Here is a 16735-nt window from a genome sequence, read left to right as displayed (position 1 = left end):
CGGCCGGGTTCAGGACGCGACCGATCCCCCGAACACGACCACTGACCCGGCCCGCGACTTGGCGGCCCGGAGCGCCACCGCGCCCAGCGCTCCGGTGGCGAGGATGAACACCAGGGTCAGCAGGTTCGAGACGAGGATCATCGCGCCTTGGTCGGTCACACTGCCGGACAGGAAGGCGACCTGGAGCAGCGACCCGAAGACCACGGCGGCGAGCGCAATCGCCGGAATGAACCTCCAGGGTTTCGGCAGTGGGCTTCGGAGGACTCCGGCGACGATCGCACCACTCAGCCCCAGCTTGACGAGGGCGTTCACATAGACCGGCACCGCCGAGGTGATGCCGAACGAAGCGGTCAGCACCGGCGGACCTACAGGAAGCCAGACGGCGAGCAGGAAGAGCGAGATGATCGCTGCCCTCGGCAGGCGGAGGGTGTGGTCGTGGCGCGCAGCTCCGACGCCGGCGGCGACGAGCGCGAGGCTGAAGGCCAGGGTCGCTGCGGTCGAGACCCCGCTGAGAGCACCCGGGTCAAGTGAACCCGGAAGGCTGCGGAACGCGGCCAGCAGTGCCGAGGCGATGAACAGCGCTCCGGATGCCAGCCACCATGGCGACCACCGCGACGGTGCGTCGTCGACCCCGATCACCGGGGAATCAGGTCCACTCATCGTTCACCGCTTCATCGTCCAGGGGCAGGTCCTGCGTTCCACCCTGTCAGAAACCGCAGAGCAGCGCCCCAAAGCCCGGACCGAGGGCCCACCGGGTTGACTCCCCCGCGAAGGCAGGACGCACTCACCTCACGACGCGGGTGTTCCCACTGGTCAGCGGCGCACCGTCGGTGCCGAGGGGCTCAGATGCGACCACCCGCTCACCCGCCGCATCGACGAGAGTCGAATGAGCTTCCCCGGCAGCGAAGGCATGGCGCTCTCCCCAGCCCCGCAGGGCGAGGATCACCGGGAAGAGCTCCTCTCCGGCAGCGGTCAGTTCATAGTGCTTCCGCTTGGCCGGGGGAGCATCGACCTGCTCGACGAGCCCGTACGCGGCGAGGCGGCGGAGCCTGTCGGCGAGCATGTTGCGGGCGATGCCCGTGCGCTTCTGGAAGTCGGTGAACGTGCGGGCGCCGTCCATCGCGTCGCGGATAATCAGCATGCTCCAGCGGTCGCCGACGAGGTCGACGGTGCGCGCGACGGGACAGGTCGGATCGGTCCATTGCGGACGATCGGGGGCATCGCTCATGAGATCTCCAAGAGTTGCAATCTGCAACCATTATGCCCTACCGTCACTTTGGTAGCAATTTGCAACCAAAGGAACGATGTGACTCTCCGGATGAAGACACTGCTGGCCGCCATCTGCGCCGTCGCCGTCGCGACGGTCTATGCCGCGCAGCCCGTGCTCGCGCAGATGGGGCGAGACCTTCAGCTGCCGACCGATGCGCTCGGCTGGCTGGTGTCGGCGGGGCAGCTGGGTTACCTCATCGGCCTCGTCCTGCTCGTGCCGCTGGGCGACCGCTTCGACAGGCGGAGGCTGATCGCCCTCCATCTGGGCCTGGTGGGCATCGGGATGCTCGCGGTCGCAGTCGCCCCGGCCGCGGGCGTCGCGTTCGCCGGCCTCACGCTCACGGGGATCTTCGCCGTCGTCGTGCAGACGACGGTGGCCTACGCCGCAGCGGTGTCGGATCCCGGCGAGCGCGGACGGAACCTGGGCTTCGTGACGTCGGGCGTGGTGGTCGGCATCCTCGGCTCGCGGCTGATCGCCGGCATGATGGCCGATCTCTGGGGGTGGCGCAGCAGCTACGTCCTGCTCGCGGCGCTCTCCCTCCTGCTGGGGGCCGCAGCACTTCGACTGCTGCCCGTCGATGTGCGCCCGCCATCCCGCCACCACAGCGTCCTCGTCGGCGGCATCGGTCGGCTGCTCACCGAACCCGCCTTCCTCAGCCGGGCGTGATCGCCTTCTTCCTCTTCGCCTCGTTCGGAACGCTCTGGAGCGGGATGGCGCTGCCCCTGTCGGAGGCGCCCTGGCACCTCACGGAGACCCAGATCGGACTCTTCGGCCTGGCCGGCCTGACGGGTGCTCTGGGCGCCGTTCGCGCGGGCCACTGGGCGGACGGCGGTAAGGCGAATCGCGTGACCGGTCTGGCGCTCGTCGCACTGGTCGCCTCCTGGGTGCTGATCGCACAGCTCCCGTGGTCACTGATGCTGCTGATCGTCGGCATCGTCGTGCTCGACTTCGCCGTTCAGGCCGTGCACGTCAGCAACCAGCACACTCTCACCACGCTGCATCCGGATCGGGTCTCCACGACCATCGGCGGGTACATGGTCTTCTACTCGCTGGGTTCCGCTGTCGGCGCCGTCACCACGACCGTCTCCTTCAGCGCGTGGGGATGGGCCGGATCCTCGATCCTGGGCGCGGTGTTCGCCGCCGCGGCTCTCGTCGCGTGGGGACTCGGACTTCCCTTTGTCCGGAAGCCCCGGACCAGCGGGCCGGACTCGGCACGCCACTCCGGCCCGATCACGCAGCGGGGATGATCGGCGACGTCAGTGCGCCAGGTTCGTCCAGACCGTGCGCGTCTCCAGGTACGACTCCAGGTTGGCGTGGCCCATGTCCCTGCCGTAGCCCGACATCTTGAATCCGCCGAAGGGGGCGGCCGCATCGGTCGCGCCGTACATGTTGATGTAGACGGTTCCCGCCTGCAGGAGCGCTGCGAGTCGATTCGCCTTGCTGATGTCGCGCGTCCAGATGCCCGCCGCGAGGCCGTAGGGCGAGTCGTTCGCCCGGCGCGCGATCTCGTCGATGTCGTCGAAGGGCTGCGCCACCACGACGGGGCCGAAGATCTCTTCACGCACGGCGGTGAAGGTGTCGTCCACGTCGGTCAGCACGGTGGGACGGATGTAGTAGCCACCGGGGATCGCGGCTTCGGGGAAGGCGGATCCTCCCGCGGCGACCGTGGCCCCCTGCTCCTGAGCGCCGTCGATGTAGCCGAGCACGCGCTCGTGCTGGCGGGTGGAGATGACCGGCCCGATCTGCGCCGACGGGTCGAAGCCATGGCCGACCGTCATCGACGAGGCGATGTCGGCGAGCCGACCGACCACGTCGTCGTACGAGCGCTTCTGCACGTACAGCCGCGAGCCCGCCGCACAGGCCTGACCGGCGTTGAAGAAGATCGCGCTGGCCGCAGCGGCCGCCGCCTCTTCGACCGGGCTGTCGTCGAAGATGATGTTCGGGCTCTTGCCGCCGAGCTCCAGTGTCACTCTCTTCACCATCGGAGCGGCACGCTGGGCGATGCGCGTACCCACAGCCGTCGATCCGGTGAAGGCCACCTTGTCGACGTCGGGGTGGTCGACGAGCGCCTCGCCGGCCTCGGCACCGTATCCGGTGAGGATGTTGAGGACGCCCTTCGGCATGCCCGCTTCGAGCGCGAGCTGCCCGAGGCGCAGCAGAGACAGCGGGGTGTTCTCGGCGGGCTTCATGACGATCGTGCAGCCCGCGGCGAGCGCGGGAGCGATCTTCCACACACCCATGAGCAGCGGGTAGTTCCAGGGCACGATCTGCGCGACGACTCCGACCGGGACCCGCTCGGTGCGCACCATCGCATCCGTCACGGACACGGGGATCGTGTTGCCCTCGATCTTCGACGGCCAGCCGCCGAAGTACTCGAAGTGGTTGATCGCAAGCGGCAGATCGACGCTCGCGGCGGCACCCTTGAGCTTGCCTCCGTCGAGCACCTCGAGCTCCACGAACTCGTCGGCGCGCTCCTCGAGCATGCGGGCGAGACGCAGGATGATCCGTCCGCGATCGAGCGCGCTCATCTTCCGCCAGGGCGCATCCGGTGCGAAGGCCCGACGCGCAGCCTGCACCGCGCGGTCGGCGTCCACCGCATCCGCCGCCGCCGACCGGGCGATGACGGCACCGGTGCCCGGGTCGACGATGTCGATGGTGCGTCCGGAGTGGGCTTCGACGAGCTCTCCGTCGATGAGCAGGCGAGGAGGCTGGGCGAGGAAGCGCTTCGTCGCCTCGCTGATGTCGGGATCGATGCTGATGTGCGTGGGGACGGTCGTCATCGCGGCTCCTGTTCAGGCGTGGTGCAGGGCGGCGAGCGCCTCGGCGGGGAAGGCGGACTCGGTGTCGCCGAGGAGCAGCGCGCGGTAGGTCGCGGTGGCCGCCTCCTCGAGGTTGAGCGCGCGGCGGAAGGCCATGCTCACGGAGTCGCCGAGGGCGGAGCAGCCGTGGTGGCCCATGATGATGCAGTCGTGGTGCGCGGCCTGCTCGGCGGCGGAGTCGGCGAGCTCGTCCGATCCGTTCGGGTAGTACGGAGTGGTCCCGACAGAGCGCACGTAGTAGGCGTGGTCGAGGGTGATCAGGCGCACGTCGTGACCCAGGGCGTTCAGGAGCACCGCGTGCTGCGGGTGCACATGCACCACGGCGTTGACGTCGGACCGTGTGGCGTAGCTGCGCTGGTGCAGCTTCCACTCGCTCGAAGGGCTCGAGGAGCCGCTGATCACCTCACCCGACAGGCTCATGACCGAGAAGTCCTCGGGCGTGAGCCTGTCGAGCCAGGTGCCGGAGCCGGTGACCACGAAGGTGTCCTCATCGATGCGCGCCGAGATGTTGCCTCCGGAGGCGAGGGCGAGCCCGCGGGCGACGATGTCGACGCCGACGGCCGAGAGTTCTTCGATGAGTGATTCCACACGCGTGGTCATGGGTGACTCCTTGTCAGGGTGGGGGATTCAGGCGGTGACGGCGCTCGGGGCGGGGTTCGCCGAGACGACGTCATCCGCCTCCTTGGGCGCCTTCAGCAGGAACGTCAGGCCGAAGCCGACGAGGTAGAGCACGGCGATGATCCAGACGGTGCCCTCGACGCCGATGGGTGCGGCGAGGCCCGCGATGACCGGCCCGATGAACTGGCTGAGGCCGGCGCCGAGGTTCAGGATGGCGACCGCGGCAGCCTTGTTCTTGGGGGCGAGCAGCGGGACGATCGCCGACAGCGGCACGAACATGCCGAGGGCCAGGCCGTAGACGATGGCGATCGCGATCGTGACCAAGAAGTTGGGTCCGATCAGGGTGGGCACGTAGAAGAGGGCGAGCACGGTGACGAAGCATCCGATGCCACCGGCCCAGGCGACCACGTTCACGCGACCGATCCAGTCGGCGAGGTAGCCGGAGAGGAGGTTCGCGGCCACGTTCGCGGCGAGCATCGTGCCCCAGATGATCTGCCACTGCGCCAGGTCGAAGCCCACGTCGCGGACCATGTAGGTCGTGAGGAACACGACGAACGCATAGAAGGAGAGCGTGTTGATGATGCGGATCACGCCGCCGACGCCGACCTTCGGGTTGGTCGCGACGATGGTGAGGGAGCTGACGACACCCTTCACGCTGCTGGCGACGGTGACCTTCTTGGTCACGGGATTGCGCAGCAGCACGAGCACCATCACTCCGCCGACGACCACGAAGGCGAGCGCCATCCACAGCGTCGCGAGCTCGCCGATGATCGGGATGACGGCCCCGGCGAAGTAGGAGCTGAGCACGCCGAGTCCGAGCGTGGAGAAGAACCAGTACCAGCCGACGGCGCGACCCATCACCTGCTCGTCGGTGTCGATCGTGACCCAGACCAGGAACCCGTAGGCGAACATCGGGTAGCCGAGCCCGCGGATCCCGAAGGCGAGGAGCATGATCTCGAAGTTGCCGGCCATGACGCCGAACACGAGGAAGAGCACCTCGAAGACGACCCAGATGCCGAAGCCGAGCATCATGACGCGCTTGGGGCCCCAGGCTTCGGCCAGGGCGCCGCTCAACCAGGCGGCCACCGCGACGACGATGCCGTAGACCGACCAGAGGAGGGCGATCTGACCGCCGTCGAAGCCGCGCTCGTCGAGGTACGGCGAGAGGAAGCCGGCCTCGATGCCGTCGCCGATCATGAAGATCGTCAGGGCGACGAAGCCCCAGGCGATGGGCCGCGAGATGCCCTGAGAGCTGAGGAGGCGCGCGAAGCGGCCCTCGGCGGGAGGTGATGCGGGGGTGACCATGGGTGTCTCCTCGTTGAGCGCGTAGAGATTTCGGGATGTGGTGTACATTTGTTCAGCATCGTGAACGAATGCCCATGGACATCTTGGGCACGCGTCGCGGAATTGTCAAGCAGGACCGGAGGAGTCGGCGTGGGAGGATGTTCAGCATGCTGATGGGTCGCGTGGCGCGCATGTACTACGAGCTGGGGCTCACGCACCAGGAGATCGCCGACGCACTCGGCCTGTCCCGCGTCCGCGTCACGAGACTGCTCGCCGAGGCCCGCGACAGCGGCATGGTCGAGATCATCGTGCACGTCGAGGAATCGCTGTTCGCCGCCGAGGAGCAGGCGCTGCTCAGCCGCTACGGACTGCGCCAGGCCTGGATCGCCCCGAGCGTGGACGACCCCGCGAAGGCGTCCCGCGCGATGGCGACGGTCGGCGCCGAAGCGCTCGCGAGCGTCATCGACAAGGACACCACGGTCGCCATGGGTCTCTCCACGGCAGTCGCCGCGGTGGTCGACGCCTTCCCGGCCCGCTCGCTCGGGGCGCGTTTCGTGCCGCTCACCGGATCGAGCAGCGGTCTCGCGAACGGCGCCAACCCGCACGAGCTGACCCTCGCCCTGGCCCGCCGCACCGACGGCTCGGCCTTCCACCTCCCCGCCCCCCTGGTCGCCGCGACACCTCAGGCCGCGGAGAGCGCGTACGCCGACCCTGGAGTGCGCGACGTGCTCGCTCGGGCGGCCGAGGCCAGCACCCTGATCGCGGGCATCGGCAGCACGCACGACAGCCGCGGACTGCTCTTCGGGTCGCTGAGCGAGCGTGAACGAGCCGCGCTCCACGAAGCCGGAGCGATCGGCGACATCGGCGGACGCTTCTTCGATGCGAACGGCGCCCCGGTCCGCGGCGAGCTCGACTCGCGCGTCGTCGGGCTCGACCTCGATCAGCTTCGCGCCATCCCGCACCGCCTCGCGATCGCGGCGGGCGCGGCGAAGCTCGATGCCGTGCGCACCGCGCTCTCGAGCGGCATGGTGAACATGCTCGTCACCGACTCGAACACCGTCACGGCGCTGCTCGACTGACGCGCCGAGGAACGGACCGCGCGACGCACGATCCGCTCCCCGCGTTCAGACGCTCAGCCGACGGCGGCGAGAGCCTTCTCGTTCGCGGTTCCGGGAACGCGCTGCCCGGCGAGCCAGCCCCGCAGCGCCGCCGCAGCGATGCGCGAGTGCTCGACGATGACGTCATCCGAGGCGCCCGCGATGTGCGGCGTCAGCGTGACGTTGTCGAACGTGAAGAGCTCGTGGTCCTGCGGGAGCGGCTCCTGGTAGTAGACGTCGAAGCCGGCACCGGCGATGCGGCCGTCGCGCAGGACGGCCATCAGTGCCTCCTCGTCGATGATCGCGGCGCGGCCGGCGTTGATCAGATAGGCGTCCGGGCGGAGGAGCGCGAGCTCGCGCTCACCGAGAAGTCCCTCGGTCTCAGGCATCAGCGGCACGTGCACGGTGACGATGTCGGAGGTCGAGAGCACCTCGTCGAGGGGCACGACGAGGGCCTCGTCGCCGAACGCATCGGGGGCGAGGAACGGGTCGTACACCTTGACGTTCATACCGAATCCGCGGGCGCGGGTGACCATCCGACGGCCGATCGCGCCGCCGCCCAGGATGCCGAGCGTGCGCCCACCGAGCCCGATCGAGCGGAAGACCTCGTAGGGCTCGAACACGTCGTCCTCGGTCCAGTTGCCGGCACGCAGCCAGCGCTCCGACTGGCTCACCTTGCGCACGGTGGCCAGCAGCAGGGCGAAGCTCAGATCGGCCGTGACCTCGGCGTTGCGACCGGGGGTCGTGAAGACGGGGATGCCGCGGGCCGTGCAGGCGTCGAGGTCGACGTTCGCCGGCTTGGCGCGGCAGGAGACGACGGCTTTGAGCGCCGGAGCGTTCGCGAGCGCGCTCTCGTCGACCACGTCGAGCTCGGCGATGACGACATCCGCCGCGGCGAGCGCGTCGTCGACTCCGCGGTCGGCGAGGGATCCGCCGTCCATGGTCGGGTCGATCAGGGTGACGTCGAAGGCGTCGGCGAGGGAATCGGCGATGCCGGCGTCGAACGGAGCGGTGATGAGCACCTTCGGGCGGGACGTTTCAGTCATGTGTCTTCTTTCAGGTGGTGGTCAGTGAGCCGAGGACTCGGGAGCGGGATGCTGCTCGGCGCTCTCGCGCAGGCGGCGGAGTCCGCCCCAGTGCGGGCGCAGAGCATCGCGCGTCGCGAGGAAGAGCGCATACGCGTCGTCGTACAGCGCGGTGCGGGCGGCGTCCGGGGAGAAGGTGGTGGTCGACGGCGTGAGTCGGCGCGACGCGTCGTGCAGGTCGTCAGCCAGTCCGACCGCGGCCATCGCGAGCGTGGCGACGCCGCGGGCGCCCACCTCCGGTTCGTCTTGACGCACGATGTCGCGCGCCAGGACGTCGGCCAGGATCGTGCACAGGAGGTCGGAATCGGAGCCTCCTCCGCAGACGAGCAGGGGGCCTTCCAGCCCCAGCGCGTCGGTGGACTCGCGCAGGCTGAAGGCCAGGCCCTCGTAGACGCTCCGCAACAGCTGACCCGGTGTCGTGGTGACGCTCATCCCGAGCCAGGATGCCGAGGCGTCGGGGGCGAAGAACGGAGCTCGCTCGCCACTCGGGGCGCCGTAGGGGAGGTAGATCACGCCCCCGCTGCCCGGCGCGACCGCGACGGCCTGCTTCTCGACGACGACCCAGTCCTCGTCCGCCAGACCGAGCGTGGCGCGCACCCAATCGAGGTTGGGGGTACCGGTCATCGGGGCCATGGACTCGAGCACCTGGGTTCCGCGACCGGTGGCGAGCACGATGCTCGATTCGCTGCGGACGTCGGCACGCGAGGCGTGGTTGATGCCGACGAGACTCGTGGTGCCGAGGATGGCGTAGCCACGGCCGTCGTCGAGCACGCCGAGTCCGACGCCGGCAGCCGCGGTGTCGACGACTCCGACGACGACGGGCAGCCCCTCGGGGAGCCCCAGCGCCGCAGCCACTCTCGGCTCGACGGAACCGGCGATCAGCTGCGGATCGAGCACCTCCGGCAGATAGTCGCGCACATGCTCCTGCCCGAGTACGGCGAACAGCTTTTCGGCGTAGGCCCCCGTCGCCGTGTCGAGGTAGGTGCGCGAGGCCTCGCTGGGATCCGTCGCACGGCGACCGGTGAGCTTGAAGCGCAGCCAGTCCTTGCAGTTCAGCTGCGTCGTGGCCCGCTCTCGCAGGGTCGGATCCGCCGCGATCAGCTCGTCGACGAGGATCGGCAGCGCGCCGGAGAAAAGGGGAGAGCCGGTCGCTTGATGGACGGCTGCTGCGCGCCCGTCATCCAGCCACTCTTCGAGGCGCTCGTGGGCGCGCCCGTCCAACCAGAGGGCCGCGGGTCCGACGGGTCGACCGTCGGCATCCACCAGCCAGGCGCCGTCGCCCTGGCCGGTCACGCCGATCGCGACGATCTCCGCGTCGCCGATGTCATCGACCACGGCAGCGATCGTGGACGCTGCGGCGTCCCAGATGTGATTCATGTCGGCTTCGGCGCGCCCGTCTTCGGCCCGCTGCACGCGCACGCTCGAACGGGAGACGCTCGCGATGCGACCGTCGAGGTCGAAGGCGACGGTCTTCACCGAGGTGGTGCCGGCGTCGACGCCGAGGATGATGCGAGTGCGGCTCTGCACACTGAACTCCGAACAATAGTGCGGGCTGGTGATCTATTGTTCAGTATAGCTCGGTGTCGGGGGAGCGCAACGGGGGGTCGTCGGCCGGGCCGCGGACACGGGCGCAACCCCCCGGGCACGCGCAAACCCTGGTGCCGGCCGGAAGGCGGGCACCCGAGCAGGACGAGCGCGACGCTACTCGATCGCCTGACGCCGACGGCGGATCGCCACCAGGAGCCCGCCCGCCACGAGCAGGACCACACCGGCAGCCAGTGCGCCGACGGCCACCTGGCCACCGGTCACCGCGAGCGGATCCGGCTCACCCAGCGGATGCGTGGTGCACAGGCCGTTCCCGTCGACGCAGATCGGTTCCTCGCCGGTCACCGCGATCACGTTGCCGAGGCTGTGGTTGCCCTGGTCCGCCCACGGCTGCACGGTGACCACGTATGTCACGGCGACCGTGTCGCCGGATGCGACCGAGCCCGTGATGCGGATGGTCTGCCCCTCTACCGCCGTGGCCAGCGCGTCCGTCGACCCCTGGGGTCCGCGGGTCAGTGTCGCATCGTCGAGGACATCGGTCAGGTGATCGGTGTAGTCCACGTCTGCACCCGCCGCATCCGGGTTGGTCGAGACGTTGCGGAACGTCACGGTGTACTCCACCTGCTGCCCTTCCTCCACCTCGGTCCCCGAGGCGGGGTCGGCCGACTTCACGACCACCACGCTGCTGACGTGGTCCACGGTGCAGTCGGGGAACTCCTCGCCCTCGGCGACGACGCACTCGGCCGGTGGGGCCGCGTCGGGGTCGAGGAGGTGGTTCGACAGGCGGTCGTCGCCGCGCTCACCGTCCGGGTTGACCGTCGCCTGGTACGTGACGGTCACGGCATCTCCGGGTTCGAGCGCTCCGGTGATCCCGAAGCGCCCGTCGACGATCCCGGAGGCGGCGAGCGCGGCGTCCGAGCTCACCGGATCCGACGTGACGGTCGCATCATCGAGGACGGCCGTGAGATCGTCCTCGCGGTCGACCGTGACGGGCCCGGTGCCCACGCTCTCGAAGTGCAGCGTGTAGGTCACGACCTGCCCGGGCACGACCGTGCCTCCGGAGGCCGGGTCGACCGTCTTCCAGTCGCGCAGCTCGCCGATGAAGTGGTCGGTGCCGGGCGGCACGAACGGGTCGCAGTCGGGGTCGCCGTCGGCGCACACGTACGGCGGGGCGTCCGGGGTGAGGACATTGGCGAGGATGTTGTCGCCGCGGTCGCCGTCCGGCAGCACCGTCACCTGGTAGGTCACCGTGACGACGGTGCCGGCGGGAAGCGAGCCCTCGATGCGGATCTGCTCCGCGTCCGCATCGAATATCGGCGTGATGCCGGCGACATCCGCGGTCGGGCCTGCTGTGAGCTCGGCATCGTCGAGCACCTGCGACATGTCATCCGACGATGCCACGTCGCCGGCGCCCTGGCCGCTGTTGGTGAACGTCAGCGTGTAGGTGACGACCTGGCCCGCCTCCACGGTCGTCCCGGCGACCGGGTCCGATGACTTCTCGGGAGTGATCCGTGGCAGATCGATGTCCACCGGCGGGGTCACCGGGTCGCAGGCCACATCCGGCGCGCACACCGGCGTGGCCGTGTTGACCAGATCCGTATCTCCCGCGTTCGTCACGGTCACGGAGTAGGAGATCGACACCGATTCGCCGACGGCGACCGGACCCGACCAGGCGAGCACCGAACCCTCCAGGGTCGGAGCCGGCACCAGCGACCCATCTGACGCCACCGCTGCGGCGTCGCCGTTGTACGAGGCGTCGTCGATCACATCGATCAGATCGTCCGTGAAGCCCGCCGGGACGAACGACGTGTACGCGCTCTCCCCGTCGTTGGTCACGGTGACCGTGTACGTCACGACATCACCGGTCCGCACGCCCACCGTCGCATCCGCGTCCTTCTCTACCGAGAAGTGGCGGATCGGATTCGATGTGTCCGGGCATTCTTCTGCGCCGCACGAGCCGTCCGGGTTCTGCAGGACGTTCGCGAGGACATGGTTCTCCTGATCGGCGAACGCGCTCACCGTCACCGAATAGGTGACCGTGTACGTCGCTCCAGCGGGGATCGATCCGGTGACCACCAGATCGGTTCCCTGCAGTTCTGCGGTCAGCGCCGCGTTCGATGGCGTGATCGAGCCCGCGACCAGCGCCGCGTCGTCCAGCACGTCGGACAGGTCGTCGACCTTGTCCACCGTCGATGCCGCAGCCCCCACACTCTCGAACGTCAGGGTGTAGGTCACGACCTGCCCGACATCCACAGCTGTGCCGGACGCCGGGTCCACGGTCTTGTCCACCGCGAGCTGGCCGACCGGGTGCTCCGTGCTCGGCGGCACGAACGGGTCGCAGTCCGGGTCGGTGTCGCCGCACACGTAGGGCGGCACATCCGGGGTCAACACATTGGTGAGGACGTTGTCCCCGCGTTCCCCGTCCGGCAGCACCGTCACCTGGTACGTCACCGTGACGACCGCGCCCGCAGGGAGCGACCCCCCGATGCGGATCTGCTCGGCACCCGCGTCGAGCGTCGCCGTGATGCCGGCGACGTCCGCGATCGGGTCCGTCGTGACCTCCGCGTCGTCGAGCACCGCGGAGAGGTCGTCGGTCGAATCCACATCACCGGCGGCCTGGCCGCTGTTGGTGAACGTCAGCGAGTAAGTGATGACGTCACCGGCGACCACACCCGAGCCCGAGACCGGATCGGAGGACTTCTCCGGGGTGATGCGCGGCAGGTCGATGTCCACCGGCGGCGTCACCGGGTCGCAGATGACGCCCGGTGCGCACACGGGCGTCGCCGCATTGACCAGGTCGGCGTCGCCGGCGTTCGTCACGGTCACCGAGTAGGTGACCGATACGGATTCGCCCGCCGCGATCGGCCCCGACCACGCGAGAACCGCACCGGTCACCGTGGGATTCGGCACCGTCGAACCGTCCGACGCCACCGCGACCGCATCGCCGTTGTACGAAGCGTCATCGAGCACATCGGCCAGATCGTCCGTGAACCCGGCCGGCTCGGTCGCCGTATAGGCACCCTCACCGTCGTTCGTCACGGTGACGGTGTACGTCACCACATCGCCCGTCTGCACGCCCGTGGTCGCATCCGCGTCCTTCTCGACGACGAAATGACGGATCGGGTTCGTCGTATCGGGGCAGTCCTCGACACCACACGATCCATCCGGATTCTGCACGATGTTCGCAAGGAGGTGATTCGCCTGGTCGGCGAACGCACTCACGGTCACGGAATACGTCACGGTGTAGGTCTCGCCCGCTCCGACGGACCCGGTGACCACCAGATCCGTGCCCTGGAGCTCTGCGGTCAGCGCCGCATTCGACGTCGTGATCGACCCCGCCACCAACTCCGCGTCGTCCAGGACGTCGGACAGGTCGTCGACCTTGTCCACCGCCGATGCCGCGGCACCGACGCTCTCGAACGACAGGGTGTAGGTCACCACCTGCCCCGCGTCCACCGAAGTGCCCGACTCCGGGTCCACCGTCTTGTCCACCGCGAGCTGCCCGACCGGGTGCTCCGTGCTCGGCGGCACGAACGGGTCGCAGTCCGGGTCGCTGTCATCGCATACGTATGGCGGCACATCCGGGGTGACGACGTTGGTGAGGATGTTGTCGCCGCGCTCACCGTCCGCCAACACGGTCACCTGATAGGTCACGGTCACCGTCGCACCGGCGGGGAGCGACCCCTCGATGCGGATCTCGCCCGCGCCCGCGTCGAACGTGGCCGTGATGCCCGCGAGATCGGCCGTCGGGTCGGTCGTGACCTCCGCGTCGTCGAGCACCTCCGACACATCATCGGTCGATGCGACGTCACCGGCGGCCTGGCCGCTGTTGGTGAAGGTCAGCGAGTACGTGATCACATCTCCGGCGACCACACCCGAGCCCGAGACGGGATCGGACGACTTCTCGGGGGTGATCCGCGGCAGGTCGATGTCCACCGGCGGCGTCACAGGATCACAGATGACGCCCGGTGCGCACACCGGCGTCGCGGTGTTCACTAGGTCCGCATCACCGGCGTTGGTCACCGTCACCGAGTAGGTGACCGATACGGATTCGCCCGCCGCGATCGGACCCGACCACGTGAGAACCGGAGTCGCCAGAGTCGGAGTCGGCACCGTCGAGCCGTCCGACGCCACCGCGACGGCATCGCCGTTGTAAGACGCATCGTCGAGCACATCGGTCAGGTCGTCCGTGAAACCGGCCGGTTCGGTCACCGTATAGGCACCCTCACCATCGTTCGTCACGGTGACCGTGTAGGTCACCACATCGCCCGTCTCCACACCCGTCGTCACGTCCGCGTCCTTCTCGACGACGAAATGACGGACCGGGTTCTCCGTCTCCGGACATCCTTCGACATCACACGACCCGTCCGGGTTCTGCACCACGTTCGCCAGAACATGGTTCTCCTGGTCTGCGAACGCACCCACGGTCACGGAATACGTCACGGTATACGTCTCGCCGACCGCGACGGTGCCGGCGACGATCAGGTCGGTGCCCTGGAGTTCTGCCGTCAGCCCCGGGTTCGACGTCGTGATCGAGCCCGCGACCAACTCCGCGTCGTCGAGCACGTCGGACAGGTCGTCGACCTTGTCCACCGCCGCCGCGGCCTCACCGACGCTCTCGAACGACAGGGTGTACGTCACCACCTGCCCCGCATCGACCGCGGTGCCCGACTCGGGGTCCACCGTCTTGTCCACCACGAGTTCTGCCGCCGGGATGCGCACGCTCGCGCAGTCGTCCTGTCCTGCTGCCGTCTCGTCCGTCGGGATGCAGACGAGGTTGTAGAGGATGTTGTCGCCCGCGGCGGAGTCATACGTCGCCGTGTAGGTGATGGTGACACTCTCGCCGGAGGCGAGCGGGCCGACCCAGGTCAGCTCCTCTCCCACGAGCTCCGCGGAGCCGTCGGTCGGCGAGGTGATCCCTCCGAAGGTCGCGTCGTCGAGAACGGCGCTGAGGTCGTCGGTCACGCGGGCGGGCTCGGCGGCCGTGTAGGCGCCGGGCCCCGTGTTCGTGGCCGTGATCGTGTATTCGACCACGCCGCCGTCCGCAGGGAGCTCGGTCGTGTCGGCAGCCTTCACGACCGACAGCTTCGGCAGCAGGAACTCCGCCTCGGCACAGGCGATCCCGGTGGTGGGGTCGACCCCGTCGCCGTTCGGGGGGTTGCACGCCGGGGTCGGGGTATCCGGCGTGCCGCTGAACACCACGTTCCGGGCGATGCCGTCTCCTCCGGCTGCGACCGTCGCCGTGTAGGTGAGCGTCATGCTCTGACCCACCGCGAGCGGGCCGGTCCAGGTCAGATCGGGGGCCGCGTAGGCGATGGTCCCCGGCATCGTCGCGGTGGCATCGTCGTTGTAGGTGGCGTCATCGAGGACGGCGGTCAGATCATCGGTGATGACCGCCGGGTTCGCCGCGGTGTACGGTTCCGCACCCGTGTTGGTCGCGGTGATGGTGTACTCCACATCATCACCCGGGCGGGTGTCGACGGTCGCGTCGGAGGTCTTCGTCAAGGTGAGGCAGTTTCCGGGCGAAGACGCCTGCGCGCTGACGTCGATGTCACCGTAGGCCCAATTGTCGATGGCCGCGAAGTTCCCCCACTGGTTCGTGCCGGTGGATGCCCACCCGTGGATGAAGCCGGCGCTGCTGAGACCGGCGAGATTGACGATCGGAGTGCTCGTCGTGGACTTGGGGCCCACACCCGACAACGGAACCTCGGTGTCGTCCCAATAGATGGTGTCGTTTCCGGCGCTCGACCCGACGATCTGCGTGATGCGAATGCCGCCGGGCAGAACTTCGACGTCACCGAGCACGAAGTGGATCTCGTCCGTCTTCTCGATGGCGACCTCGAGGTTCACCGTCGTACAGACATCGACGAGCGTTCCAGCGGAGTCCCGGCCGTCCCACGGAGCGCTCACGGCGCCGTCCGTTCCCGATTGGGGGAGCGTGACATCCAGAGGGTCCGTGTACGACCCGTTGCCGTCGACGTCGACCCGTACGACGTAGTTGCCCGTGAAGTTGTTCAGGTCGTAAGAGAGCGCTCCGGCGTGCGAAAGGGCGTTGGTTCGCGTGTACGTGGTGTCGTCGAAGCTCGGCGTGACGTAGTCCGGATTGACGAACTCGTTCCCATCGGCCGACGAAGCGAACCCGGGAAGGTCGGCTGCCGGGGGTTCGAAGAAGAGGTTGTAGCCGGGCCCGCACTCCGGGCCAGGACCCTGATGCTCGGGCGAGTTACTCGTCTGCGCGAGCGATCGATAGGCCGGGGTGCAGAGCGCCGGGTCGACGACGTTCCCGAAGGCATCGCTGCTGAAGCTCCAGCCACCACCGTTGAACACGGGCATCTCCACGGTGTACTGCGAGCCGTTCTCCGACACGACCCAGAAACTGAGGTCGGAGTTGGGGAAGGCGGTGCCCGATCCCGGAGTGAATGAGCTGTACGCGCGGTACTGCTTCGACCACACTCGACCTTCGATCGGTGCGCCGCCGGAGAGCACGGTGATGTCCCATCGCGTGTCGTTTCCCGACCCCGCCGGCCAGTTCGGCGTCTCCGCCCCGATTCCGTCCGTCTCGAGGAGCCATACCCCGCCGGGACCGGTCATGCCGGCCGGCACGGTGCAGACGGTTTCCGGGGCAGTGGCCGGCGGAAGGTCGCAGGTCCAGCGCACGGCGCCCGAGGGGTCGGTCAGGGTGAAGGTCTGTCCCTGCGTCGGATTGAGATCATTGGCGATGAACTCTGCTGTGACGACGTCGCCGGCGGCGGCGTACACATAGAAGGTGTTCTCGCCGATGAGCACCGTGTTCGGTGCATTCGACTCGGCCTGCGATGGCGCAGCGGCCAGGGGACTCAGCGCCCCGAGCACACCGACGGTGAGGGCGACGGCCGCGGCCGTGAAGCGGCTCCTCAGAGAGTGCGGGTTCTGCCGGGCGCGCCTGTTGCGGGACTTGTCGGTCATCAGAACCTCTTCGTGTCGGGCGAGGTCCGTGCGGACTCGCGGGGCGCGCCCCTATGGACCCGCTCCCTCCCC

11 protein-coding genes are annotated in these 16735 nt (G+C 68.7%); 3 read left to right on the top strand and 8 right to left on the bottom strand.

The window, feature by feature from the left end; genetic code table 11:
- Positions 1 to 9: 9 nt before the first annotated feature.
- Together GZ67_RS0119210 and GZ67_RS0119205 are read right to left on the bottom strand one after the other, a co-directional pair.
- Entirely contained in the window at positions 10 to 660 is a 651-nt protein-coding gene (locus GZ67_RS0119210) for a hypothetical protein (RefSeq protein WP_136025806.1), read from the bottom strand.
- Between the two features lie 124 nt (positions 661 to 784).
- On the bottom strand, positions 785 to 1228 hold the full coding sequence (locus GZ67_RS0119205; RefSeq protein ID WP_029264159.1) for a winged helix-turn-helix transcriptional regulator: 444 nt from the start codon (positions 1226 to 1228) through the stop codon (positions 785 to 787).
- Positions 1229 to 1318: 90 nt separating this feature from the next.
- On the opposite strand from GZ67_RS0119205, the gene GZ67_RS21090 reads away from it, so the two are divergent.
- A complete protein-coding gene (locus GZ67_RS21090) occupies positions 1319 to 1936 on the top strand; it encodes an MFS transporter (RefSeq protein WP_205818586.1) in 618 nt (205 codons plus the stop codon).
- Positions 1933 to 2517 (top strand): MFS transporter, encoded by a 585-nt coding sequence (locus GZ67_RS21085; RefSeq protein ID WP_205818583.1) that lies wholly within the window; start codon positions 1933 to 1935, stop codon positions 2515 to 2517. The genes GZ67_RS21090 and GZ67_RS21085 overlap by 4 nt, the downstream gene beginning before the upstream one ends.
- 9 nt (positions 2518 to 2526) lie before the next feature.
- On the opposite strand, the gene GZ67_RS0119195 is transcribed toward GZ67_RS21085, so the two are convergent.
- The 3 genes from GZ67_RS0119195 to GZ67_RS0119185 are packed head-to-tail and all read right to left on the bottom strand — an operon-like array spanning position 2527 to position 6060.
- Positions 2527 to 4050, bottom strand: coding sequence for an aldehyde dehydrogenase family protein (locus GZ67_RS0119195; protein WP_029264160.1), 1524 nt, complete (start codon positions 4048 to 4050; stop codon positions 2527 to 2529).
- Positions 4051 to 4062: 12 nt separating this feature from the next.
- Entirely contained in the window at positions 4063 to 4689 is a 627-nt protein-coding gene (locus GZ67_RS0119190; protein WP_029264161.1) for a class II aldolase/adducin family protein, read from the bottom strand.
- 27 nt (positions 4690 to 4716) lie between these two features.
- Positions 4717 to 6060: an MFS transporter gene (locus tag GZ67_RS0119185; RefSeq protein ID WP_197021090.1), complete on the bottom strand. Its 1344-nt coding sequence runs from the start codon at positions 6058 to 6060 to the stop codon at positions 4717 to 4719.
- Positions 6061 to 6158: 98 nt separating this feature from the next.
- Between GZ67_RS0119185 and GZ67_RS0119180 the strand changes: the two genes are divergently transcribed.
- Positions 6159 to 7070, top strand: coding sequence for a sugar-binding transcriptional regulator (locus GZ67_RS0119180; RefSeq protein ID WP_168380822.1), 912 nt, complete (start codon positions 6159 to 6161; stop codon positions 7068 to 7070).
- Positions 7071 to 7123: 53 nt separating this feature from the next.
- On the opposite strand, the gene GZ67_RS0119175 is transcribed toward GZ67_RS0119180, so the two are convergent.
- The 3 genes from GZ67_RS0119175 to GZ67_RS0119165 all read right to left on the bottom strand — a co-directional run bounded on the left by GZ67_RS0119175 (position 7124) and on the right by GZ67_RS0119165 (position 16663).
- A complete protein-coding gene (locus GZ67_RS0119175) occupies positions 7124 to 8134 on the bottom strand; it encodes an NAD(P)-dependent oxidoreductase (RefSeq protein ID WP_051662648.1) in 1011 nt (336 codons plus the stop codon).
- Positions 8135 to 8155: 21 nt separating this feature from the next.
- A complete protein-coding gene (locus GZ67_RS0119170; RefSeq protein ID WP_051662647.1) occupies positions 8156 to 9700 on the bottom strand; it encodes an FGGY-family carbohydrate kinase in 1545 nt (514 codons plus the stop codon).
- 174 nt (positions 9701 to 9874) lie between these two features.
- Positions 9875 to 16663 carry a DUF7927 domain-containing protein gene (locus GZ67_RS0119165; RefSeq protein ID WP_029264166.1) on the bottom strand — a complete coding sequence of 2263 codons (6789 nt, stop codon included), beginning with the start codon at positions 16661 to 16663 and terminating at the stop codon, positions 9875 to 9877.
- Positions 16664 to 16735: the final 72 nt, after the last annotated feature.

This window comes from Microbacterium sp. Cr-K20 (assembly GCF_000708325.1).
In the GTDB taxonomy this organism is placed as follows: domain Bacteria; phylum Actinomycetota; class Actinomycetes; order Actinomycetales; family Microbacteriaceae; genus Microbacterium.
This window is presented reverse-complemented; position numbering and strand designations above follow the sequence as displayed.

Coding starts and splice junctions, on each gene's coding strand:
- GZ67_RS0119210 (WP_136025806.1), bottom strand. CDS start 660: ATGAGTGGACCTGATTCCCCGGTGATCGGGGTCGACGACGCACCGTCG.
- GZ67_RS0119205 (WP_029264159.1), bottom strand. CDS start 1,228: ATGAGCGATGCCCCCGATCGTCCGCAATGGACCGATCCGACCTGTCCC.
- GZ67_RS21090 (WP_205818586.1), top strand. CDS start 1,319: ATGAAGACACTGCTGGCCGCCATCTGCGCCGTCGCCGTCGCGACGGTC.
- GZ67_RS0119195 (WP_029264160.1), bottom strand. CDS start 4,050: ATGACGACCGTCCCCACGCACATCAGCATCGATCCCGACATCAGCGAG.
- GZ67_RS0119190 (WP_029264161.1), bottom strand. CDS start 4,689: ATGACCACGCGTGTGGAATCACTCATCGAAGAACTCTCGGCCGTCGGC.
- GZ67_RS0119185 (WP_197021090.1), bottom strand. CDS start 6,060: ATGTACACCACATCCCGAAATCTCTACGCGCTCAACGAGGAGACACCC.
- GZ67_RS0119180 (WP_168380822.1), top strand. CDS start 6,159: ATGCTGATGGGTCGCGTGGCGCGCATGTACTACGAGCTGGGGCTCACG.
- GZ67_RS0119175 (WP_051662648.1), bottom strand. CDS start 8,134: ATGACTGAAACGTCCCGCCCGAAGGTGCTCATCACCGCTCCGTTCGAC.
- GZ67_RS0119165 (WP_029264166.1), bottom strand. CDS start 16,663: ATGACCGACAAGTCCCGCAACAGGCGCGCCCGGCAGAACCCGCACTCT.